This is a genomic window from Xanthomonas sp. F4, assembly GCF_011761895.1.
Genome location: NZ_JAASQX010000002.1, coordinates 770,413 through 794,661, shown reverse-complemented (window position 1 = coordinate 794,661; position 24,249 = coordinate 770,413). Strand labels below are relative to the sequence as shown.

General features: G+C 68.7%; 15 protein-coding genes and 1 pseudogene. 12 read left to right on the top strand and 4 right to left on the bottom strand.

Translation table 11 applies throughout. From position 1 onward, the window contains the following. Positions 1-7: 7 nt before the first annotated feature. From fdhD to FHR66_RS11345, 5 genes and pseudogenes are all read left to right on the top strand, one after another. Positions 8-853: a formate dehydrogenase accessory sulfurtransferase FdhD gene (gene fdhD / locus FHR66_RS11365; protein ID WP_456361755.1), complete on the top strand. Its 846-nt coding sequence runs from the start codon at positions 8-10 to the stop codon at positions 851-853. Further along, a complete protein-coding gene (locus tag FHR66_RS11360) occupies positions 850-3,198 on the top strand; it encodes an FdhF/YdeP family oxidoreductase (RefSeq protein WP_160965815.1) in 2,349 nt (782 codons plus the stop codon). Before fdhD ends, FHR66_RS11360 begins: the two co-directional genes overlap by 4 nt. Next, positions 3,188-3,436 (top strand): hypothetical protein, encoded by a 249-nt coding sequence (locus tag FHR66_RS11355; protein WP_160965817.1) that lies wholly within the window; start codon positions 3,188-3,190, stop codon positions 3,434-3,436. Before FHR66_RS11360 ends, FHR66_RS11355 begins: the two co-directional genes overlap by 11 nt. Before the next feature lie 1,212 nt (positions 3,437-4,648). Beyond that, a pseudogene (locus FHR66_RS11350) lies at positions 4,649-7,546 on the top strand (beta strand repeat-containing protein); the annotation flags it as partial. 370 nt (positions 7,547-7,916) lie between these two features. Further along, positions 7,917-9,197: an MFS transporter gene (locus FHR66_RS11345; protein ID WP_160965821.1), complete on the top strand. Its 1,281-nt coding sequence runs from the start codon at positions 7,917-7,919 to the stop codon at positions 9,195-9,197. Here FHR66_RS11345 and FHR66_RS11340 read toward each other — a convergent pair. The 3 genes from FHR66_RS11340 to FHR66_RS11330 form a co-directional block, all read right to left on the bottom strand. Next, positions 9,178-10,515 carry a diguanylate cyclase gene (locus FHR66_RS11340; RefSeq protein WP_160965823.1) on the bottom strand — a complete coding sequence of 446 codons (1,338 nt, stop codon included), beginning with the start codon at positions 10,513-10,515 and terminating at the stop codon, positions 9,178-9,180. The genes FHR66_RS11345 and FHR66_RS11340 overlap by 20 nt on opposite strands. An 89-nt stretch (positions 10,516-10,604) precedes the next feature. After that, on the bottom strand, positions 10,605-11,912 hold the full coding sequence (locus FHR66_RS11335; RefSeq protein ID WP_202394589.1) for an NAD(P)/FAD-dependent oxidoreductase: 1,308 nt from the start codon (positions 11,910-11,912) through the stop codon (positions 10,605-10,607). Positions 11,913-12,014: 102 nt separating this feature from the next. Continuing rightward, the gene (locus FHR66_RS11330; protein WP_160965825.1) at positions 12,015-13,394 is read right to left on the bottom strand and encodes a glutamine synthetase family protein; all 1,380 of its coding nucleotides are present in this window, start codon (positions 13,392-13,394) and stop codon (positions 12,015-12,017) included. Between the two features lie 266 nt (positions 13,395-13,660). Between FHR66_RS11330 and FHR66_RS11325 the strand changes: the two genes are divergently transcribed. Then, positions 13,661-14,416, top strand: coding sequence for a gamma-glutamyl-gamma-aminobutyrate hydrolase family protein (locus FHR66_RS11325; protein WP_160965827.1), 756 nt, complete (start codon positions 13,661-13,663; stop codon positions 14,414-14,416). 5 nt (positions 14,417-14,421) lie between these two features. Beyond that, entirely contained in the window at positions 14,422-15,804 is a 1,383-nt protein-coding gene (locus FHR66_RS11320) for a glutamine synthetase family protein (RefSeq protein WP_160965829.1), read from the top strand. Between the two features lie 374 nt (positions 15,805-16,178). Here the strand turns inward: FHR66_RS11320 and FHR66_RS21090 are convergent, their stop codons facing one another. Further along, positions 16,179-16,658, bottom strand: a complete 480-nt coding sequence (locus tag FHR66_RS21090) for a hypothetical protein (RefSeq protein ID WP_456361751.1) — start codon at positions 16,656-16,658, stop codon at positions 16,179-16,181. 44 nt (positions 16,659-16,702) lie between these two features. Here FHR66_RS21090 and FHR66_RS11310 point away from each other — a divergent pair, with 44 nt between their 5' ends. The 5 genes from FHR66_RS11310 to FHR66_RS11290 all read left to right on the top strand — a co-directional run bounded on the left by FHR66_RS11310 (position 16,703) and on the right by FHR66_RS11290 (position 24,185). Next, positions 16,703-18,067, top strand: coding sequence for an aspartate aminotransferase family protein (locus tag FHR66_RS11310; RefSeq protein ID WP_160965831.1), 1,365 nt, complete (start codon positions 16,703-16,705; stop codon positions 18,065-18,067). Between the two features lie 91 nt (positions 18,068-18,158). Then, positions 18,159-19,280, top strand: coding sequence for a polyamine ABC transporter substrate-binding protein (locus FHR66_RS11305; RefSeq protein WP_160965833.1), 1,122 nt, complete (start codon positions 18,159-18,161; stop codon positions 19,278-19,280). Positions 19,281-19,841: 561 nt separating this feature from the next. After that, complete coding sequence (locus FHR66_RS11300) at positions 19,842-21,095, top strand: HlyD family secretion protein (protein WP_160965835.1); 1,254 nt, start codon at positions 19,842-19,844, stop codon at positions 21,093-21,095. After that, positions 21,092-22,669, top strand: a complete 1,578-nt coding sequence (locus tag FHR66_RS11295) for a DHA2 family efflux MFS transporter permease subunit (protein WP_160965837.1) — start codon at positions 21,092-21,094, stop codon at positions 22,667-22,669. The genes FHR66_RS11300 and FHR66_RS11295 overlap by 4 nt, the downstream gene beginning before the upstream one ends. A 7-nt stretch (positions 22,670-22,676) precedes the next feature. Beyond that, positions 22,677-24,185: an efflux transporter outer membrane subunit gene (locus tag FHR66_RS11290; protein WP_160965839.1), complete on the top strand. Its 1,509-nt coding sequence runs from the start codon at positions 22,677-22,679 to the stop codon at positions 24,183-24,185. Positions 24,186-24,249 lie beyond the last annotated feature (64 nt).

Here is a 24,249-nt window from a genome sequence, read left to right as displayed (position 1 = left end):
CCGGAGAATCGCGATGTATTCGGGTGCGTCATCCAGGCCAGGTGCGGTCGCGCGCGGCGTGCGCCGCCATCGCGACGGGCGCACGACCATCGCCCAGGACCTGGTGGCGGCCGAGGTGCCGGTGGCGTTCGCCTACAACGACACGCCGTTCGTGGTGATGATGGCCACGCCGGAAGACCTGGAGGATTTCGCGCTGGGCTTCTCGCTCAGCGAGGGCATCGTCGAGACGCCGGCGCAGTTGCGCATCGAGGCGGTGGAGACCTATCTGGAGGGCGTGTCGCTGCGCCTGCGGATCCCGCCGGCGCAGGCCACCGCCCTGCAGGCGCGGCGCCGCAACCTCGATGGGCGCAGCGGCTGCGGGGTGTGCGGCAGCGAGTCGCTGGAGGCGGTGCTGCGCACGCCGCGGCCCGTGCCGGCCGGGGAGCCCATTGCGGCCGCGGCGCTGGCCCGCGCCTTGCGTGCCTTGCGCGCGCGGCAGACCCTCAACGCGCTGACCGGCGCCACCCATGCCGCCGCCTGGGCCGATGCGCAGGGCGAACTGCACCTGATCCGCGAAGACGTCGGCCGCCATAACGCGCTGGACAAGCTGATCGGCGCCTTGGTCGGCGCCGGTCTCGATCCCGGCGCCGGCTTTGCCGTGGTGACCAGCCGCGCCAGCTACGAGATGGCGCTGAAGGCGGCACAGGCCGGCATCCCGCTGCTGGCCGCCATTTCCGCACCCACCGCGCTGGCCGTCGCGCTCGCCGACAGCGCCGGCCTGACCCTGATCGGCTTCGCCCGCGATCACGATTACGTCGTCTACAGCCATCCGCAGCGCCTAGCGCAGACCGAACCCGCCGGAGAGCCCGCATGAGCAAGAAGACCATCCAGCCGTACACGCAACCGGCCGGCGGTTGGGGCGCGCTGCGCGCCGTGGCCAAGCACCTGATGGAGCAGGACGTGGCGGTGCAGGGGGCCAAGACCCTGCTGCACGCCAACCAGCCCGACGGCTTCGACTGTCCCGGTTGCGCCTGGCCCGACCGCGACCACACCTCCACGTTCGAGTTCTGCGAGAACGGCGCCAAGGCGGTGGCCGCCGAATCCACCGCACGCCGCGCTACCCCGGAGCTGTTCGCCCAGCACAGCGTCGCGCAACTGGCGCGCTACAGCGACTACTGGCTGGAAGGGCAGGGCCGGCTGACCCAGCCGCTGCGCTACGACGCCGACACCGATCACTACGTGCCGATCGACTGGGATGCGGCGTTCGCGCTGATCGCCCAGCACCTCAATGGCTTGGCCTCGCCGGACGAGGCGATCTTCTACACCTCCGGCCGCACCAGCAACGAAGCCGCGTTCCTGTACCAGCTGTTCGTGCGCGAGTTCGGCACCAACAACTTCCCGGACTGCTCCAACATGTGCCACGAGCCGTCCGGCACTGCGCTCAAGGCGCAGATCGGGGTCGGCAAGGGCACCGTCTCGCTGCAGGATTTCGAGCTGGCCGATGCCATCTTCATCTTCGGCCAGAACCCGGGCACCAACCATCCGCGCATGCTCGGCGAACTGCGCCAGGCGGCCAAACGTGGCGCGGCGATCGTCTCGTTCAACCCGTTGCGCGAACGTGGCCTGGAGAAATTCGCCGATCCGCAGGACAAGCTGGAGATGCTGCACAACGGCTCCACGCGCATCTCCTCGGACTATTTCCAGCTGAAGATCGGCGGCGACCTGGCCGCGGTCAAGGGCATCATCAAGCATGTGCTGGAGCGCGATGCCGAGGCGGCCAGTGGCGGCCAGCCGCGGCTGCTGGACATGGAGTTCATCGACCGCCACACCGCCGGCTTCGAGGCCTTCGCCGCCGAGGTCGCTGCCGAGCCGTGGGACACCATCGTCGAGGAATCCGGGCTGAGCGAGGCCGCACTGCGCAAGGCCGGCGAGATCTACCTCAAGGCCGAGCGGCTGATCGCCTGCTGGGGCATGGGCATCACCCAGCACAAGCATTCGGTGGCGACCATCCAGATGATCGCCAACCTGCTGCTGCTGCGCGGCCACCTCGGCCGCCCCGGCGCCGGCCTGTGCCCGGTGCGCGGCCACAGCAACGTGCAGGGCGACCGCACCATGATGATCTACGAGCAGCCGCCACAGGCGTTCCTGGACCGGCTGCAGAAGGTGTTCGGCTTCGCCCCGCCGCGCGCGCCCGGCTACGACACGGTCGGTGCGATCGAGGCGATGGCCGACGGTCGCGCCAAGGTGTTCTTCGCCATGGGCGGCAATTTCGCCACCGCCACGCCCGATACCGATGCCACCCATCGCGCGCTGCGCCGTTGCGAATTGACCGTTCACGTCACCACCAAGCTCAACCGCAGCCACCTGGTGCACGGGCGCGACGCGCTGATCCTGCCGTGCCTGGGCCGCACCGAGATCGACATCCAGGAGGGCGGACCGCAGCACGTCAGCGTCGAGGATTCGATGAGCATGGTGCACCTGTCCGGCGGCATCAATCCGCCGGCCTCGCCGCAGTTGCTGTCCGAGCCGGCGATCGTGGCGGGCCTCGCCGAGGCCACGCTCGGTGCGCGCAGCACGGTGCGCTGGCGCTGGCTGGTGGCCGACTACGATCGCATCCGCGACCTGATCGCGCAGATGTTCGACGACTTCGCCGACTTCAACGCGCGGGTGCGGGTGCCGGGCGGCTTCCGCCTGTCCAATGGCGCACGCGATCGCGTGTGGGACACGCCCGAGGGCCGCGCGGTGTTCAAGCCGCATGCGGTGCCCACCGACAACCCGATCCACCGCGCGCGCCGGCAGCATCCGGGCGAGCTGGTGTTCACCCTGGCCACCACGCGCTCGCACGACCAGTACAACACCACCATCTACGGCCTGGACGACCGCTACCGCGGCGTGTTCGGCGAGCGCCGGGTGCTGTTCATCAACGCCGCCGACATCGCCGACCTGGGCATGCGGGCGGGCGACTGGGTGGACCTGCACAGCCTGTGCGAGGACGGCGTGCCGCGCCAGGCCAAGCGCTTCATGCTGGTCGAGTACAACATCCCGCGCGGCTGCCTGGCCGCCTACTACCCGGAGACCAATGCGCTGGTGCCCCTGTCCAGCTTCGCCGACGAGGCGCGCACGCCCACCTCCAAGTCGATTCCGGTGGTGGTCACCGCGCATCTGGCCGACGCCACCGCGGCCGCCCCGCGCGACATCGGTGTGGCGCTTGTCCGCTGATCCAGCGTTGACCGCGCGCCTGCTGCCCTTGCTGGCCGAGGCGCCGGAGGGCATGGCCCTGGCCCGGGTGTGCAAGCGGCTGGACGTGCGCATGAGCGTGTTGTTGCGCACCCTGGCCTGGCTGGGCGATGCCGAACTCGCCGGGCAGGCGGGGCCGGGCTGGGTGCGGGTGGAACGGGCGGGCGAGCGCGAGCTGGCGGTGCTGACTGCCGCAGGTCGCGCACAACTGCCGCATTGAGCACGAAGCGGCAGCTACTTCAGATACCTCCCAATACCTGCACGCTGCGACGTCGGCTTCGCCGCGGGCGTGCTGCAGTCCGCTCCCGACCGGGTGGCCGGCTTTGGATATCGACATTGGTAAGTGTGCACTGCCGGCATATCTGCAGCGGGCGGTCATCGCACCATCTGGAAAAGCGCGTTGCGCTTGCGCGCCTCCAGCTCCGTCGCTCCGGAAACAAGTAGGTCTTTTTTTTGCGTTAACAGAAGCACGCGGAAATTGATAATCAATTCTCGTCGCGTGGAAATATAATTTTAATACTTTCCCGTGGTAAGTGATCCAGTAGCGATTTAGTGCGTTTGGCGCGCGGAAGTCTTTCCCTGTCTCAATCCGTGAGAATTCCGGATCCGACGCTGCAGGTTGTTTCCATGAAGTGGGCCGGCGCAGCCGATCGAACATGCGGCCAGGCCAAGATCCGGATTCTGCCAGGCGGCGGCGTGGCTTTGCGGTTACGACGCACGCCCATTTCGTGGAAATGCGGCAGGTACCTCGCCAGGCGTCTCTGGCGGTGGCCATGCCCATTGACCTTCGCAGCCGGAGTGGATGCGATGCAGCAGCGTTTTCCGTTGCAGGTCGCGGATTCGTCCTGGGAAAACATCCTGTTTTTCATGCCCATAAGAGGATGATGCGATGATCACTGGAAAGATTTTGGCGTTGCGCACATGTGCCAACAATATGGCCGATCACTGTGGCTTGATCTGGCCGATATCGGGTTATGTGGAATGCAGATACTGGAAACCGTCCAGATTGCACGAGAACGGCCTGACGGGCCTGTTGTGGGGAAGAGGGGACTGGGCACATCTGAGTGCGCATGCCGATGCCCGCTGGGTCGTCTGTGAAGTCGACGCCGGCGACGCGCTGCAGTTGCCAGAGGAGGGGTTGATCAAGTTCCCGCGTGCGGCCGTGCTGCTTGTCGGGAATCGGAACGAGGCGCTGGACTATATTGCGCACAACATCCAGTTCTACGAGATGGCAAGTCAGGCAGCGGTGTCCGCCGAATCGCCGGACGTGCCGAGCCCAGGGGTGGCGCTGTCTGCACGGGCGACCCAGGCAACCCAGGGAACCCAGCCCAACTGGCCCACCCCGCCGCACTTGGCAACACCGGTCGCCCCGGTTGCCGCGGTCATCGCGGCGAATCCTGGTGCATCGCGCCACGACGCCGTCGCAAGGAAGACCGAAACAGGTGTCTATGGCAGTACGCTCACCGGCTCCGACCAAAGCCGGCTGATCGCTGGCTACGGCAGTACCGAAACCGCCGGCGACCACAGCGATCTGATCGCCGGCTATGGCAGCACCGGAACCGCGGGATCCGACAGTTCCATCCTTGCCGGATACGGCAGCACCCAGACCGCCGCCGTCAGGAGCACGCTCATTGCGGGCTATGGCAGTACCCAGACGGCGCAGGAAGGCAGCCGCCTGACGTCCGGCTACGGCAGTACGCAGACCTCGGGTAGCGACAGTTCGCTGACGGCCGGTTACGGCAGCACGCAGACCGCGCGGCAGGGCAGCGACGTCACTGCCGGCTATGGCAGCACCGGCACTGCTGGCGCGGACAGCACGTTGATCGCCGGCTACGGCAGCACTCAGACCGCGGGTAGCGACAGCTCGCTGACGGCCGGTTACGGCAGCACGCAGACCGCGCGGCAGGGCAGCGACGTCACTGCCGGCTATGGCAGCACGGGCACCGCTGGCGCGGACAGCACGTTGATCGCCGGCTACGGCAGCACCCAAATTGCTGGCAGCGACAGCTCGCTGACGGCCGGTTACGGCAGCACGCAGACGGCGCAGCAAGACAGTTCGCTCACCACCGGCTACGGCAGCACCTCCACGGCGGGTCACGACAGCACGCTGATCGCGGGCTACGGCAGCACGCAGACCGCAGGCGGCGACAGTTCGCTGACGGCCGGTTACGGCAGCACCCAGACCGCGCGGCAGGGCAGTGACGTCACCGCTGGCTACGGCAGTACCGGTACCGCAGGCGCCGACAGTTCGTTGATTGCCGGCTATGGCAGCACGCAGACCGCAGGCAGCGACAGCTCGCTGACGGCCGGTTATGGCAGCACCCAGACCGCGCGGCAGGGTAGCGACGTGACCGCGGGCTATGGAAGTACCGGCACCGCAGGTGCCGACAGTTCGCTGATTGCGGGCTATGGCAGCACGCAGACCGCCGGCAGCGACAGCTCGCTGACGGCCGGTTACGGCAGCACCCAGACCGCTCGGCAGGGTAGCGACGTGACCGCCGGCTACGGCAGCACCGGCACCGCGGGCGCCGACAGTTCGTTGATTGCCGGCTATGGCAGCACGCAGACCGCAGGCAGCGACAGTTCGCTGACGGCCGGTTACGGCAGCACGCAAACCGCGCGGCAGGGCAGCGACGTCACCGCCGGCTACGGCAGCACCGGCACCGCGGGCGCGGACAGCGCGCTGATCGCCGGCTATGGCAGCACGCAGACCGCCGGCAGCGACAGTTCGCTGACGGCGGGTTACGGCAGCACCCAGACCGCTCGGCAGGGCAGCGACGTGACCGCCGGCTATGGAAGTACTGGCACCGCGGGTGCGGATAGCACGCTCATTGCCGGCTATGGCAGCACGCAGACCGCCGGCAGCGACAGCTCGCTGACGGCCGGTTATGGCAGCACGCAGACAGCGCGCCAGGGCAGCGACGTCACCGCCGGCTACGGCAGTACCGGCACTGCAGGTGCGGACAGCACGCTGATCGCCGGCTATGGCAGCACGCAGACCGCCGGCAGCGACAGCTCGTTGACGGCCGGTTACGGCAGCACGCAAACGGCGCGGCATGGCAGCGATATCACTGCCGGCTATGGAAGTACCGGCACTGCCGGCGCCGACAGTTCGCTGATCGCCGGCTACGGCAGCACCCAGACCGCGGGCTACAACAGTAGCCTGACCACGGGCTACGGCAGCACCCAGACCGCTCGGGAGAGCAGTTCCCTCACCGCCGGCTACGGTAGCACCTCGATGGCGGGCTACGACAGCACGTTGACCGCGGGCTATGGAAGCACGCAAACCGCCGGCTACAACAGTACGCTGACCGCGGGCTATGGCAGCAACTCGACCGCCGGCCACGACAGTTCGTTGATTGCCGGTTATGGCAGTACCCAAACCGCCGGCTATGAGAGCACGTTGACCGCGGGATACGGCAGTTCGCTGACCGCGCAGCAGAACAGTTCGCTGACCGCCGGCTACGGGAGTACCGAGATCGCCGGCTACGCCAGCACGCTGATCGCCGGCTACGGCAGCTCCCAGACCGCCGGGTACGAGAGCACCCTGACCGCCGGCTACGGCAGTACCCAAATGGCCGAACACAGCAGTTCGCTGACGGCGGGCTACGGCAGCACCGGCATCGCCGGGCAGGACAGCTCGCTGATCGCCGGCTACGGCAGCAACCTGACCAGTGGCGTGCGCAGCTTCCTGACGGCGGGCTACGGCAGCAACTTGATCGCCAGCTACGGTAGCTCGCTGATCGCCGGCCATGACTGTATCCAGATCGCCGGCCACAAGAGCATGCTGATCGCAGGAAAAGGCAGCTCTCAGACGGCGGGGTCTCGCAGCACCCTGATTGCCGGTGCCGAAAGCGTGCAGACCGCTGGCGACCGCAGCAAGCTGATCGCCGGTGCCGACAGTACCCAAACCGCCGGCGATCGCAGCAAACTGTTGGCCGGACGCAACAGCCATCTCACCGCCGGCGACAGGAGCAAGCTCACCGCCGGGGACGACAGCACGCTGATGGCCGGCGACCGCAGCAAGCTGACTGCTGGCAAGAACAGCGTCTTGACCGCCGGCGCTCGCAGCAGGCTCATCGGCAGTCTGGGTTCGACGCTGACCGGCGGGGAGAATTCGACGCTCATTTTCCGCTGCTGGGACGGCGAGCGCTACACCAACCTCGTGGTCACGACCGGCGAGCAAGGCGTGGAAGCCGATATGCCGTATCAGGTCGACGAGCAAGGCAACCTCGTCGGAAGGGCCGATGCCGCCGAGGTGCTGGAGCTGGTGCCGTGCGTGCCCTCGGACCGTGATCCAGATGCCTTAAAGGACGCGCGCGACGCCTGAGGTGCGAGGTGACGGCGCAGGTCGTGGTCGCAACGGGACTCTGGATGCGTTCGAAGCCGCCCGGTTGCGTGCGTAGTTCGATTGCCTAGTTTTCCGGCCGCTCCCGGATGTGCTCGTGCGAGGCGCGCACGGGCACATCCGTGGTCGATCGTCGCGGTGTGGTGGGTGTCGTGCGACACGCTTTTGCGTTGTGCCCTTCGCCGGTTGCAACCGTTGCGGCCGTCGTCCGCTTCCGGACAGCTGATGTCACTTGCGGCATGGTGCACGAGGGATTCCAGGCGGCGGCAGCGCGGCACGGAACGGCTGCGCCACGCTGCGAAAGGGAGGGCGATCTGCCAGAATCGGCCGGTTGCCCGTCGATACCGCCTCCATGACCGCTGCCGCGTCCGCCGTTCCGCCCGTCAACTCGCCGCGTCGCGTGCTGCTGGCCAGCCTGGTCGGCACCACCATCGAGTTCTTCGACTTCTACATCTACGCCACCGCTGCGGTGTTGGTGTTCCCCAAGCTGTTCTTCCCCAAGGGCGACGCCGATGCGGCGCAGCTGCAGTCGCTGGCGACCTTTGCGGTGGCCTTCATCGCGCGGCCGTTGGGGTCGGCGCTGTTCGGCCATTTCGGCGATCGTGTCGGGCGCAAGGCCACCCTGGTGGCGGCGCTGCTGACCATGGGCCTGTCCACCGTGCTGATCGGCCTGTTGCCCAGCTACGACCGGATCGGCCTGTGGGCGCCGGCGCTGCTGGTGCTGTGCCGCTTCGGCCAGGGCCTGGGCCTGGGCGGGGAGTGGGGCGGGGCGGTGCTGCTGGCCACCGAGAACGCGCCGCCGGGCAAGCGCGCCTGGTACGGGATGTTCCCGCAGCTGGGCGCGCCGCTGGGCTTCCTGCTGTGTTCGGGCATCTTCCTGCTGCTGGGCGCGGTGCTGGACGATGCGCAGTTCCTGCGCTGGGGCTGGCGCATCCCGTTCGTCGCCAGCGCCCTGTTGGTGATCACCGGGCTGTGGGTGCGCCTGCGCATCCACGAGACCCCGGACTTCCAGCGCGCGCTGGACCGCAACGAGCGCGTGCGCCTGCCGATGCAGACGGTGCTGTCGCAGCACGCGGGCGCGACGGTGCTGGGCACGTTCGCGGTGCTGGCGACCTTCGTGCTGTTCTACCTGATGACGGTGTTCGCGCTGGGCTACGGCACCACCACGCTGCACTACAGCCGCGAGCAGTTCCTGCTGCTGCAGATGGTCGGCATCCTGTTCTTCGCCGCCGGCATCCCGTTGTCGGCGTGGTACGGCGACCGCCGCGGCACGCGCCCGGCGATGCTGGTGGCCAGCGTGGCCATCATCGCGTTCGGGCTGCTGTTCGCGCCGCTGTTCCAGGCCGGGCAGCCCTGGCAGGTGCTGGCCTTCCTGGCGCTCGGGTTCTTCTTCATGGGCCTGACCTACGGCCCGTGCGGCACGCTGCTGGCCGAACTGTATCCGGTGCCGGTGCGCTACACCGGCGCCTCGCTGGCGTTCAACCTGGCCGGCATCGTCGGCGCGGCGCCGGCGCCGTATGTGGCGGTGTGGCTGGCCACGCACCATGGCCTGCCGTGGGTGGGCTACTACCTCAGCGCGGCGGCGCTGCTGACCGTGCTGGCACTGCTGGCGATCAGGCGGCCGCGTCGCTGAGCGCCGGCTCCGCCGGCGGCGCGTGTTCGACCCGGTTGCGGCCGCCGGCCTTGGCCAGGTACAGGTACTTGTCGGCCTCGGTCAGCAGCGGATGCAGGGTCTGGCGTTGTGCGCCGCTGCTGCTGACGCCGATGCTGATGGTCAGGCGCAGGATCTGCGCGCCCAGCGGGATCTTGAGGTCGGCGATGCGCGCGCGCAGGGTTTCGAAGTAGTCGGCCGCCGCGGTGGCGTCCAGGCCCGGCACCAGCATGCAGAATTCCTCGCCGCCGAAGCGCGCCACCATGTCCTGCGAGCGCGCGTGCGCGGCCAGGGCTGCGGCGACCGCGCGTAGCGCTTCGTCGCCGGCCTCGTGGCCGAACGTGTCGTTGATGTGCTTGAAGTGGTCGATGTCGAGCATCGCCACGGCGACCGGCTCCTGCCGCGCCAGCCACTTCGCCAGCACGCGCTGGCTCTGTTCGAGGAAGTGCCGGCGGTTGGGCAGGCTGGTGAGGAAGTCGCGCGTCGCCAGGTCCTGCAGGGTGCCGATCAGTTCCAGCTGATCCACGTTCTGCGAGACCCGGCAGAAGAATTCCTCGCGCGAGAAGGGCTTGCGCAGGAAGTCGTTGGCGCCGTTCTTGAGGAAGCGCGGCACCAGCGACGGGTCGTTGTTGCCGGACAGGCCGATCACCGCCAGCATGTCGCGCGCACGCAACGCGCGCAGCCTGCGGGTGAATTCCACGCCTTCCATGCCCGGCATCTCCTGGTCCACCACCGCCAGGCGGATCGACGGGTTGGCCTCGATCGCGCGCAGCCCGGCGGCGCCGTCGGCGGCCTCGACCACGCGGTAGCCGTACATCGACAGCAAGCACGCGGCATAGGCGCGCGCCGACGGCGAGTCGTCCACCACCAGCGCGGTGATGGACCGGTTGCGCGCCAGCCGCTGCACCAGCCAGGCCAGGTAGTCGATGCTGTCCGGTGCGTTCTTCAGCACGAAGTCGATGATCTGCTGGGTCAGGATGCGCTTGCGCAGGCTTTCGTCGTAGACGCCGCTGACCACCACCGTCGGCAGTCCGCGTGCGACGAAGAAATCCACCACCGTGTCGCGGTCGCCGTCGGCCAGCACCAGTCCGGTCAGCGCCAGGAACCAGGGACCGCCGTCATCCAGGGCGGCGGCGGCCTCGGCCAGGGTGGAGACCACGACCACCGGCAGTTCGACCCGTTGCTCGATCGCCGCGCGCAGCAGGTCGGTGAAGGTGCGCGAGTTTTCCACCAGCAGGATGCGCTGCTGTGCAGGGCTGCCGTCGGGGGCGATCGGGGAGATCGGCAGCGGGTGCGACATGCGTGCCTCGCGGGCGGCAATCCAGGGGTGGAACCCCGGTTAGCGGCCGCGCGCGCACGAACTTGAGGGCGGCGCGGTCGCGCCGGCGGTCACCACAGTGCGTCGCGCAGCTTGTACCAGGACATCGCCGCCACCAGCAGCGGCGTGCGCAGCAGGCGGCCGCCGGGGAAGGGGGCGTGCGGGATCCGCGCGAACACGTCCAGCCGCTGCGCCTGCCCGGCGATCGCCGCGGCGATGACCGCGCCGGCCAGACCGGTCGCAGCCACGCCATGGCCGGAAAACCCCTGCGCGAAGTACACGTTCGGGGTCAGCCGGCCCCAGTGCGGGGCGCGGTTGCGGGTGATGTCGACGTAGCCGCCCCACACCGACGCCATCTCGACCTGGCGCAATTGCGGGAACACCCGCCGCATGCGCCGGGTCATCACCCCGCGCAGGCCCGGCGGCGGCAGCGACGAATAGCTGGCACGGCCGCCGAACAGCAGCCGGTGGTCGCGGCTGAGGCGGAAGTAGTCCAGCGCCCAGTTGACGTCGGCCACGGCCATGTCGTTGCCGATCAGCTCGCGCGCCAGCGCCTCGCCCAGCGGCGCGCTGGCGCCGATGTAGGTGCCCACCGGCATGATCCGCGATTCCAGTTCCGGGGCGATGCCGCGCAGCCAGGCGTTGCCGGCGAGGATGGCGAATTCGCCTTCGACCTCGCCGTGCGCGCTGCGCAGGATCGGTCGCGCCCCGCGCACCAACTGCGTGACCGGGGTCTGCTCGTAGATGCGCACGCCGGCGGCCAGCGCCGCCCGCGCCAGGCCGCGCGCGTACTCCAGCGGATGCAGGTGGCCGCTGGCCGCGTCGTACATCGCCCCCAGGTAGCGCGGGCTGCGCAGCTGCGACTGCAACTGCGCGCGGTCCCACCATTGCAGCGGATAGTCGTAGCGCTGCGCCATCTCGATGATGCCGGCGCGCAGCGCGCGCTCCTGGCGCGGCTTGATCGCCACGTGCGCGTGGCCGTCCCGCCAGTCGCAGGCGATGCCGTGGCGGGCGATGCGGGTGCGCAGCAGCTGCATGCCGTCGCGGGAGAAATCGAACAGCAGCCGCGCATCGTCCTGGCCGAGCAGGGCTTCCAGGGTGTGCTGCTCGCAGCCATAGCCGACGATGGCCTGCCCGCCATTGCGCCCGGACGCGCCCCAGCCGACGCGCTGCGCCTCCAGCACCACCACCCGATACCCGGCCTCGGCCAGGGCCAGCGCCGCACTCAGCCCGGTGTAGCCCGCGCCAAGGATGCACACGTCCGCGCTTACCTGGCCTTGTAATGGTGCCTGTTCCGGGAACGGTGCGGCACTGTCGAGGTACCAGGACGCGCCGGGAGTCGGGAATCGGGAATCGGGAATCGGAGAAGCGCTGGTCATGGCGGCGAGCCGCTGCGATGGCCCAGGCGGGAGAGCTGGGCGCCGGAGGCTTTTGCCGTCGCTGTTTTCGATTCCCGATTCACCATTCCCGATTCCCGGCCTTCAAACCGTCCGCAGATACCAGCGATAGTCCACATCGCTGACCTGCGCCTGGAAATCCAGCAGCTCGCGGCGCTTCTGCTGGCCGTAGACATGCCGGAAGCGTGTGCCGAAATGGGTGGCGGCGAAGTCGCTGCCCAGGAAGCGGGCGATTGCGCCGCGCCAGTCCGGTTCGCGTGCGGCGTGTTGCGCGTAGGCGTTGCCCTGGGTCGGCGGGCCCGGATCGAGGCCCTGCGCCAGGCCGTGTTCGATGCCGGCCAGCACCGCCGCGGCGACCAGGTAGGGATTGGCGTCGGCGCCGGCGATGCGGTGTTCGATGCGGGTGTTGGCCGGGTCGCTGTGCGGCACCCGCATCGCCACGGTGCGGTTGTTGAAGCCCCAACTGTCGTTGAGCGGGACGAAGGCATTGGCGACGAAACGCCGGTAGCTGTTGGCGTGCGGCGCGAACAGCAGCAGGCAGTCCTCGGCGCTGCGCTGCAAACCGCCGATGGCATGGCGCAGCGGCGCGGCCGGCGCCTGCGGGGTGCAGGCGAACACGTTGTGGCCGGCGTCGTCGAGCAGGCTCACGTGCACATGCAGGCCGCTACCGGACTGCGCGGCGAACGGCTTGGCCATGAAGCTGGCGAGCAGTCCCTGCTGCTGCGCGATCGCCTTGATCGCGCGCTTGAGCAGCACCGCATCGTCGCAGGCGGCCAGCGCATCGGCGCGATGCTTGAGGTTGATCTCGAACTGGCCGGGCGCGTACTCGGCCACCGCGGTGTCGGCCGGAATGCCCTGCGCGCGGCAGGCCTGCGCGACCGCATCGGTGAAGCCACGCTGGTCGTCCAGTTCCTGCATGTAATAGACCTGGGTGCTGTCGTTGCGCAGCCCGCTGTGGGCGTGCAGCGGCGGCTGCGGGCGACCATGCGCGTCGGCATGCGGGTCGAACAGGTAGAACTCCAGTTCCACCGCGATCACCGGGGTCAGCCCGCGCGCCTTCAGGCGCGCCAGCACCTGCGCCAGCACCTGGCGCGGGGCGAAGTCGAGCGCGCCGCCGGCGCCGTCCTGCATCGCCAGCAGCAGTTGCGCCGAGGGCACCGGCACCCACGGCACCGGCCGCAGGCTGCCCGGCACCGGGAAGCACAGCCGGTCCTCGTCGCCGATGTCGTAGCCCAGCCCGGTTTCCTCGACGGTGTTGCCGGTGATATCGGTGGCGATCAGCGACATCGGCAGGCACACGCCGTCGCGGTAGACCTTGTCCAGCGCGTCGCGGGCGATGCGCTTGCCGCGCAGCAGGCCGTTGCAGTCCGGCAGCAACAGGTCGATCTGCTCGCAGCCGGCGATGCGCTGCAGGGTCTGGGCGTCGTCCGGGGGCAGCAGCGGGGCATCGTGCATGCGGGTCATCGCGGCGGACTGCGGGAGTGCTTCGAGCTTAGCAGAGCGCCATGGCGTCAAGAATACTCAACAGGTGTCCGGCGCGATGTGCCGGCGTTCAATCAAGCGGTTGCGCGGCGGTTGCGCGGTTTTGCCGAGTTGCAGGCGCAATGCACGCATTGCACAGGTCCGGCAATCGCTGCGTGCGCTCGCTCTGTGTTGCGTTCCGCAGTGCGTCGTGTTGTAAAAATAAAACGCCCGCGGTAAGTTGCGGCGACGCCGCACGAGTTCTTCGCATGGCCGTATCGCCCCTGGTCGGCGTGCCGACCGACCGCAAGCTCATCGGCCACCATCCGTTCCTGGCGGCAGGCGAAAAGTATCTGCGCGCCGCCGTCGATGGAGCCGGGGTGACCCCGGTGTTGCTGCCGTCGCTGCAGCCGCCGGTGGATGCCCGCGCCTGGCTGACGCGCCTCGACGGCCTGCTGCTGACCGGCGCGGTCAGCAACATCGAGCCGCATCACTACAGCGACGAGCCGAGCTGGCTCGGCAACATTCACGACCCGGCGCGCGACGCCAACACCCTGGACCTGATTCCGCAGGCGATTTCGCTGGGCCTGCCGATCCTGGCGATCTGCCGCGGCTTCCAGGAAGTCAACGTCGCCCTCGGCGGCACGCTGCATCAGAAGGTGCATGCGCAGCCGGGGTTGTCCGATCACCGCGAGGATCCGCAGGCGTCGCTGGAGGCCCAGTACGCGCCGGCGCACGAGGTGACGCTGAGCCACGGCGGCTGGCTGGAGGAGATCGCCGGCCGCGACCGGGTGCGGGTCAACTCGCTGCACGGGCAGGGCGTGGCCCGGCTCGGCGGCGACCTGATCGTCGAGGCGCTGGCGCCGGACGGGCTGATCGAGGCCTTTCGCGGCATCGGCCCCGGCTTCCTGCTGGGCGTGCAATGGCATCCGGAGTGGCGGGTGCTGGACGACGCGTTCTATCTCGGCATCTTCCAATCCTTCGGCGACGCCTGTCGCCACTATGCGGCCACCCGCAGGCACTGATTCCCATGGCCAGTCGACCCCGATCGCGCAAGCACACCCCGGAACAGCAGGAAAGCTCGCTGCGGCGCTGGCTCAAGGAACGCCACATCACCGAGGTCGAGTGCCTGGTGCCGGACATCACCGGCAACGCCCGCGGCAAGATCATTCCCGCCGCCAAGTTCTCGCACGACTACGGCACACGGCTGCCCGAGGGCATCTTCGCCACCACCGTCACCGGCGACTACCCGGACGACTACTACGACCTGACCTCGCCCTCGGATTCGGACATGCAACTGCGCCCGGACCCGGACACGGTGCGGATGGTGCCGTGGGCCGCCGACCCCACCGCGCAGGTGATCCACGATTGCTACACCAAGGAAGGCCAGCCGCACGAACTGGCGCCGCGCAACGTGCTGCGCGGGGTGCTGGCGGCGTATGCGGCGATCGGCTACAAGCCGGTGGTGGCGCCGGAGCTGGAGTTCTTCCTGGTGCAGAAGAACACCGACCCGGACTTCCCGTTGCTGCCGCCGGCCGGTCGCTCGGGCCGTCCGGAGACGGCGCGGCAGTCGTACTCGATCGACGCGGTCAACGAGTTCGACCCGATCCTGGACCTGATGTACGACTATTGCGACGCGATGGAACTGGACGTGGACACGCTGATCCACGAATCCGGCGCGGCGCAGCTGGAGGTCAACTTCACCCACGACGACGCGCTGTCGCGCGCCGACCAGGTGTTCCTGTTCAAGCGCACCATGCGCGAGGCGGCGCTGCGCCACGGTGTCTACGCCACCTTCCTGGCCAAGCCGATGGAGAACGAGCCGGGCAGCGCGATGCATATCCACCAGAGTCTGGTGGACAAGCACGGCAAGAACGTCTTCAGCGGCCGCCGCGCCGGCGAGTACAGCCGCACCTTTGCGCATTACCTGGCGGGCCTGCAGAAGTACGTGCCGATGGCGATGGCGGTGCTGGCGCCGAACGTCAATTCCTACCGCCGGCTGATGTTCGGCGAGGTGTCGCCGAGCAACGTGCTGTGGGGCTTCGACAACCGCACCTGCGGCCTGCGCGTGCCGATCGACACGATCGAGAACATGCGGGTGGAGAGCCGCTTCGCCGGTTCCGACGCCAACCCGTACTTGGCGATGGCGGCGACGCTGGCCTGTGGCCTGCTGGGCATCCGCGAGAAGCTGGAGCCGACCGCGCCGATCAGCGGCAACGGCAAGGAGTTGGGCTATCAGTTGCCGCGCTCGCTGGGCGAGGCGCTGGACGAGTTGGAGCGCTGCGCGCCGTTGCAGGAGTTGCTGGGGCCGCGGTTCGTGCGGGCGTACATTTCGGTCAAGCGCAAGGAGTACGAGACGTTCTTCCGGGTGATCAGTTCGTGGGAGCGGGAGTTCTTGTTGTTGAACGTGTGAGCTGCTTGCGGACGCTCTGGTTGGGCTGCTTCAGGCTTGTTCGTACTCATCGTCGGTGCTTCGGCTTCGGCTTCGGCTCGGCTTCGGCTTATGCTTCTGCTGTTGCTTCGGCTGTTGTCTTTGGCTTTTGATTTACCGGGTTCCCTTCCGAAGCGGCGAACCAGGCGGGAAAAACCCGAAGGGCGGCGCACAGGGACGTGCGCCGTCCGCGGCAGGGGCAGGATGCCCCTTCCGCGGATCCCGTCTGGTTCGCGGACCCGGAGCGCGCAGCGCGGAGGGCGCGCAGGCAGGGCGCGCTTTCTTTTGGTTACCTTTTCTTTGCGCGAGCAAAGAAAAGTAACTCGCCCGAAAGGGCGAAAGCCTTTGCTGTTGCTTCAGGCTTGAGTGTCGGATGAGAAAGACTGTAGGAGCGGCTTTAGCCGCGACCAACGTAATTGGTCATACCTGTCGCGGCTGAAGCCGCTCCTACAATTCAGCCATGGCGGCAGCATTTTCAAGAGCAAAGCTTTCGCCTGGCGGCGAGTCACTTTTCTTTGCTTGTGCAAAGAAAAGTAACCAAAAGAAAGCACACCCTGCCTCGCGCCCTCCGCGCTAACGCGCTCCGGGTCCGCGTCCACCCCGGGGATTCGCGGAAGGGGCATCCTGCCCCTGCCGCGAACGGCGTACATCCATGTACGCCGCCCTTCGGGTTTTTCCCCGGGCCGGCCGCCGCTTCGGAAGGGAACCCGGTAAGGCAAGGGCAACAGCAAGAGCAACAGCAAGAGCAACGGCAAGAGCAACGGCAACAACAACAACGGCAACAACAAGAGCACCAGCACCAGCACCAGCACCAGCAACAGCAACAGCAACAGCAAAGCTTGGTCGCGGCGGCGGCCTTGGCACCGACATTGGAGTGGACATGGACCGGATCGACACGCGTGCGCTGCAGGACCTGGATGCCGCGCACCACCTGCACCCGTTCAACGACAACGCCGCCCTGGCGCAGAAAGGCACCCGCATCCTCACCCGCGGCGACGGCGCCTACGTCTGGGATGCCGACGGCAATCAATTGCTCGACGCCTTCGCCGGCCTGTGGTGCGTCAACGTCGGCTACGGGCGGAAGGAACTCGGTCAGGCCGCCGCGCGGCAGATGGAGCAGCTGGCGTACTACAACAGCTTCTTCCAGTGCACCACCGAACCCACCATCCGCCTGGCCGCCAAGCTCGCCGAGCTGGCACCGGGCGACCTCGACCATGCCTTCTTCACCAACTCCGGCTCCGAGGCCAACGACACCATCCTGCGCCTGGTGCGGCACTTCTGGGCAGTGCAGGACCAGCCGCAGAAAACCATCTTCATCGGCCGCCACGACGGCTACCACGGCACCACCATGGCCGGCGCCAGCCTCGGCGGGATGAAGGGCATGCATCGCCAGGGGGGCCTGCCGATCCCGGATATCCACCACATCGATCCGCCCTACGGGTTCGGCGACGGCGGCGACATGGATCCGGACGAGTACGGGCTGCTGGCCGCGCGGCGGCTGGAAGACAAGATCCTGGAACTGGGGCCGGAGCGGGTGGCCGCGTTCATCGGCGAACCGATCATGGGCGCGATCGGCGTGTACATCCCGCCGCGCAGCTATTGGCCGGAGATCGAGCGCATCTGCCGCCGCTACGACGTGCTGCTGGTCGCTGACGAGGTGATCTGCGGCTTCGGCCGGACCGGCGAATGGTTCGGGTCGCAGCACTTCGGCTTCCAGCCGGACGTGATGACCATCGCCAAGGGCATCACCTCCGGCTACATCCCGCTCGGCGCGGCGATGTTCGGCACGCGCGTGGCCACGGTGCTGAAGGAGCAGGGCGGCGAGTTGGCGCACGGCTGCACCTATTCCGGCCACCCGGTGTGCGCGGCGGTGGCGCTGGAGAACCTGCGCCTGCTGCAGGACGAGGGCATCGTCGCACGCGCGCGCAGCGAGATCGCGCCGTACCTGGCGCAGCGCTGGGCCGAGCTGGGCGAGCATCGGCTGGTCGGCGAGGCGCGCATCGTCGGCATGATCGGTGCGCTGGAACTGGTGCCGGACAAGCCACGCCGGCACTACTTCCCCGAGCGCGGCAAGGTCGGCGCGCTGTGCCGCGACAAAGCGCTGCGCCGCGGCCTGATCCTGCGCGCCACCAACGACGCGATGCTGCTGTCGCCGCCGTTGATCCTCAGCCGCGCCCAGGTCGACGAACTGTTCGACAAGGCCTGGCTGGCGCTGGAGGATACGGCGCAGGCCCTGGGCAAATAGCCCGGCGCTGGGTAGTCTGGAACGTCGACCCCGGATCCGGCGCGCCTCGCCGATCCTCCCCCTCTTGCCCATGGACCTGCGGAGACCTGCCATGACCTTGCGACTGCTCACTCTTTCCCTGGCCACGGCGCTGCTCGCCGGCTGCGGCGGCGCCGGCAGCGATGCGGACAAGACGGGGCAGGGCGAGGCGAAGGTGCTCAACGTGTACAACTACTCGGACTACATCGCCGAGAACACGATTCCCGACTTCGAAAAGCAGACCGGCATCAAGGTCACCTACGACGTCTTCGACAGCGACGAGATGGTGGAGACCAAGCTGCTGGCCGGCGGCAGCGGCTACGACGTGGTGGTGCCGACGCTGAACTTCTTCGGCCGGCAGATCCAGGCCGGCGTGTTCCTGCCGCTGGATAAGAGCAAGATCCCCAACCTGGGCAATCTCGACCCGCAGATCATGCAGCGCATCGCGCAGCAGGATCCGGGCAACAAGTACGGCGTGCCGTACATGGTCGGCACCACCGGCATCGGCTACAACGTGGACAAGGTCAAGGCCGCGTTCGGCAGCACCGACATCGCCAACAGCTGGGACCTGGTGTTCAAGCCCGAGAACCTGTCCAAGCTCAAGGACTGCGGCGTGACCCTGCTGGACACGCCCTCGGACCTGATCCCGATCGCGCTGCACTACCTGGGCGAGGATCCGCACAGCGCCGATCCCGCCAAGATCGAGCAGGCCGCGGCGCTGATCAAGCGCATTCGCCCGTACGTGCAGAATTTCCACTCCTCGCAGTACGTGACCTCGCTGGCCAACGGCAGCACCTGCCTGGCGGTGGGCTGGTCCGGCGACATCATCCAGGCGCGCGACCGCGCCGAGGAAGCCAAGAACGGCGTGCACGTGGCCTATTCGATCCCCAAGGAAGGTGCGCCGCAGTGGTTCGACATGCTGGCCATCCCCAAGGACGCCAAGCATCCGGAGAACGCCTATGCGTTCATCAACTACCTGCTGACGCCGAAGGTAGCCGCGGCCAACACCGACTTCATCCATTACGCCAACCCGGTGCCGCAGGCGACCCCGCTGGTGGACGCGGCGATCCGCAACGACCCCACCATCTATCCGCCGCCGGACGTGGCCGCGAAGATGTTCACCTATTCGATCAACCCGCCCGAGGTGGACAAGCTGTACACCCGCCTGTGGACGGAGATCAAGACCGGCCGCTGAGCCGCTGGCGTTCGCGGTCCGGGTAACGCTTTGCGGTTTGACCCGGACAGCTATCGCACTGCGCTTGCCCAAGCGACCAGGGTGAGCGTGAGCGGCTGTTGTGGGAGGGACATCAGTCCCGACGCCATGCCGCCCGGGACGCATGGCGTCTTCGCTCGTCGCGGCTGAAGCCGCTCCTACAAGGTTTGCTGGCGCACGCAGGTACCGCGCCGGCGGGCTCTCCCGGTTGAGATCGGACAGGCAGGAACCGCTCCCGTAGGAGCGGCTTCAGCCGCGACGGGCCTTCCCGATAGCGCCTCGTCGCGTGGCTGAAGGGCGCCCCGAAGCATCGGTCCCCCATCGGGATGAGAGACCGGGACATCGCTCCCTCGACGCGAGCGACCGGGTCTGGCGCTGCCCAAGCGTCCGCAATCGCGTAGACGCCGCAGGGCCATCGCCACGCGATGCTCACATACTCTGTACTCGCCGGTACAAATAATGCGCCGGCCGGCGTACGCTACCGTTTGGTGGTGTCGCCGTCCCGACCCGGCGACGTTCTTCCTCTCCCCAGGAATCAGCGACTTGAGCAACCACGACCCAGACTCCTCGCAGGCGCCGCGGCAGGCCGCCGCGCACGACGCCCACGCCGACCAGGGCCAGGCCGGCAAGCGCCGGGACGACGCGGGCGGCGACGACGCCGGCAAGGCCGACACTCCGTCGCCGCTGAAGAACCCGAAGGTCAAATGGACCCTGCTGCTGATCGGCCTGGTGGTGGTGATCGGCCTGGTGGTGTGGCTGATCTACTACCTCACCACCGGCCGCTACCTGCAGGAGACCAACAACGCCTATCTGCAGGCCGACACGGTCGCGGTGGCGCCGCGTGTCAACGGCTACGTGACCGCGGTATACGTGCGCGACAACCAGACCGTCGCCGCCGGGCAGCCGCTGCTGGAGATCGACCCGCGCACCTACCGCGCCACGCTGGAGCAGGCGCAGGCCGCCATTGCGGTACGCCAGGCGAACATCGCCGCCGCCGAGGCCGGGCTGCAGGCGCAGCGCGCCAGCCTGCTGCAGGCACGCACCCAGGTGACCGCGGCCGCCGCCAGTCTGCGCTTCGCCCAGGGTGAGGCCAAGCGCTTCGGGCCGTTGGCCGCCTCCGGTGCCGACACCCACGAGCACTACGAAAGCATCCTGCACGACCGCGACCGTGCGCAGGCGCAGTTCGACGCGGCCAAGGCCCAGGTGGTCGCCGCCGAGAGCCAGGTGCAGGGCACCAGTGCCCAGCTCGACCAGGCGCGCGCCGCGCTGGTGCAGGCGCAGGCCGACGCCGCGCAGGCGCAGGTGGCGGTGGAGGACACCCGCCTGACCGCGCGCATCGCCGGCCGCATCGGCGACAAGACCGTGCAGGTCGGCCAGTTCGTCGCCGCCGGCACCCGGCTGATGAGCGTGGTGCCGGTGGAGGCGCTGTACCTGAGCGCCAATTTCAAGGAAACCCAGGTCGGGCTGATGCGGCCCGGGCAGCCGGCGCGGATCGAGGTCGATGCGCTGTCGGGCGTGGAACTGGACGGCGTGGTCGAGAGCATCGCGCCGGGCACCGGCTCGCAGTTCGCGCTGCTGCCGCCGGAGAACGCCACCGGCAACTTCACCAAGGTGGTGCAGCGGGTGCCGGTGCGGATCCGGCTCAAGGCCGGCGCGGAAGCGCGCAAGGTGCTGGTGCCGGGCATGTCGGTCACCGTGACCGTCGATACGCGCGGCGCCAAGGACGCCAAGGAGCGCGTGAAGCAGGAAGACGCGCAGGGCCAGGATGCGGTCGCCCCGCGCGGGCGCAACCCGTGAGCGAAGCGGCCGCGGCGGCTGGCGCGCAGGCGCCGCGCAAGGCCGACAGCGGCGCCTGGCTGGCGGTCGCCGCCGGCACCATCGGTTCGTTCATGGCGACGCTGGACATCTCCATCGTCAACGCCGCGCTGCCGACCATCCAGGGCGAGGTCGGCGCCAGCGGCACCGAGGGCACCTGGATCTCGACCTCCTACCTGGTCGCCGAGATCGTGATGATCCCGCTGACCGGCTGGTTCGTGCGCACCCTCGGGCTGCGCAATTTCCTGCTGATCTGCGCGCTGCTGTTCACCTTCTTCTCGGTGGTGTGCGGGCTGTCCAACAGCCTGACCATGATGATCCTCGGCCGCGTCGGCCAGGGCTTCGCCGGCGGCGCGTTGATCCCCACCGCGCTGACCATCGTCGCCACGCGCCTGCCGCCAGCGCAGCAGACCCTGGGCACGGCGCTGTTCGGCATGACCGTGATCCTGGGTCCGGTGATCGGGCCGCTGCTGGGCGGCTGGCTCACCGAGAACGTCAGCTGGCATTACGCGTTCTTCCTCAACGTGCCGGTCTGCGCCGGCCTGGTGGCGCTGCTGCTGCTCGGCCTGCCGCACGAGCGCATGTACCTGCGCGGGCTGCTGGATGCCGACTGGCTCGGCATCTTCGGCCTGACCGCGGGGCTGGGCGCGTTGACCGTGGTGCTGGAAGAAGGCCAGCGCGAGCGCTGGTTCGAATCCACCGAGATCGTGCTGCTGAGCGTGGTCTCGCTGGTCGGCTTCATCGCCCTGGTGGCCTCGCAGTTCTTCAGCCGGCAGCCGGTGATCCGCCTGTCGATCCTGCTGCAGCGCAGTTTCGGCGCGGTGTTCGTGATGGTGATGGCGGTGGGCATGATCCTGTTCGGGGTCATGTACATGATCCCGCAGTTTCTGGCGGTGATCTCCGGCTACAACACCGAGCAGTCCGGCTACGTGGTGCTGCTGTCGGGCATTCCCACGGTGCTGCTGATGCCGATGATGCCCAAGCTGCTGACCACGGTGGACGTGCGCGTGCTGGTGCTCGGCGGGCTGACCTGCTTTGCTACCGCCTGCTTCGTCAACATGCACCTGACCGCCGAGTCGGTCGGCATGCACTTCGTCGCCGGGCAGCTGTTGCAGGGCTGCGGGCTGGCGCTGGCGATGATGTCGCTGAACCAGGCGGCGATCTCCTCGGTGCCGCCGGACCTGGCAGGCGACGCCTCGGGCCTGTTCAATGCCGCGCGCAACATGGGTGGCTCGATCGGCCTGGCGCTGATCTCCACCTTCCAGGAGCGGCGCATGGTGTTCCATACGCAGATGCTCGGCAGCGGCACCACCGCCAACTCTCCATTGGCGCAGGACTACCTGCACGGCATCAGCGCGCAACTGCAATCGGTCTCCGGTGCCGGCGCGGCGATGCAGTCGCTGGCGCAACTGGCGCGGCTGGTGCAGCAGCAGGCGCTGGTGATGACCTACAACGACCTGTTCTGGATCTTCGGGGTGATCGTGGTCTGCACGATCCCGCTGGCGTTCCTGCTCAAGCCGCTGCCCAAGGGCGGCGCTCCGCTCGCGATGCATTGAGGATTCCATGGCCCAGCGTTTCTCCCGCGTTCTTGTCGCCGCCGCGCTGCCGTCGCTGCTGTCGGCCTGCATGCTCGGCCCGGACTACGTGAAGCCGCCGCCGGTGGCCGAGGCGGCGCTGGCGCAGCCTCGGCTGCATCGCGCCGATGCCACGGCCGCCGCCGCCGGGGTGGTGCCGGCACCGCCGCCGCAGCGTTGGTGGGAAACCCTGCACGACCCGCAGTTGAACACGCTGGTCGAGCAGGCCCTGCAGCACAGCCCGAACCTGCGGGTGGCACAGGCGCGCCTGCGCGCCTCGCGCGCGCTGGTGGACCAGCGCCACGCCGAGCAGTTGCCCAGCGTCGGCGCCAACGCGGCCTATCTCAACGCGCACGCGCCGGATGCGCTGACCGACCGCCTGGGCAGCATCGCCGCCGGCACCGGCCAGCCGGTGGAGATCGATCCGCGCGCACAGCTCTACAGCGTCGGCATCGATGCCAGTTGGGAACTGGATTTCTTCGGCCGCCGCCGTCGCGCCAGCGAGGGCGCACTGGCCGATGCCCAGGCCGACGAGGCCGACCTCGCCGATACCCAGGTGCAGATCGCCGCCGAAGTGGGGCAGGCCTACCTGGGCTACCGCAGCACCCGTGCGCGCATGGCCGTGGCCCAGCGTAATCTGGAGGCCGCCCGGCGGACCCTGCAACTGACCCGGCAGCGCCGCGAGCGCGGCGCCGATGCCGACCTGCAGGTGGAACGCGCGCAGGCCCAACTGCAGCAGCAGGAAGCGGTGCTGCCGGACCTGCAGGCCCAGGCGCAGGTGGCGCTGGACCAACTGGCGCTGATGATCGGCCGCGAGCCCGGGGCGCTCGACGCCGAACTGGCCGCCGACCGCCCGTTGCCGACGCTGCCGGCCAGCGTGCCGGTGGACGATGCCGGTGCGCTGATCCGGCGGCGCCCGGACGTGCGCCGTGCCGAGCGCCAGCTGGCCGCCTCGTCGGCGAAGATCGGCGAAGCGCTGACCGCGTATTTCCCGCAGGTCACGTTGCTGGGCAACATCGGCATGGCCGCGACCTCGCCGGGCGATCTCGGCCGCGACGCGGTCAACAGCGTGGTGGCGCCGTTCCTGCGCTGGTCGATCTTCGACTTCGGCGGCACCCGCGCCAAGGTCGAGCAGGCCCGTGCCGGCAATGCCGCGCGGCTGGCCGCCTACGAGGGCACGGTGCTGGCCGCGCTGCAGGATGCCAACGGCGCGCTGGCGCGGTTCGGCGCCGCGCGCCAGCAGGCGCTGGCGGCGGACAAGGCCGCGGCCTCGGCGGATCGTTCCGCCGCGTTGCTGCAGCAGCGCTATGCCGCCGGCGCCTCGTCGCTGATCGATGCGCTGGACGTGCAGCGCCAGCAAGCCTCCGCGCAGGACAGCGCGCTGCAGGCGCACACCCAGGTGCTGCTGCGTTACGTCGCGTTGCAGAAGAGTCTGGGCCTGGGTTGGGCGGCACCGGAGGCTCCGTCGTCCGCGCCAGCGCCAGCCACGGCGCGCTGAGCGCGCGCTGCTTTTACCAATCCCCAATCCCGACTCCCGAATCCCGCGCCGTCACAGCTACACT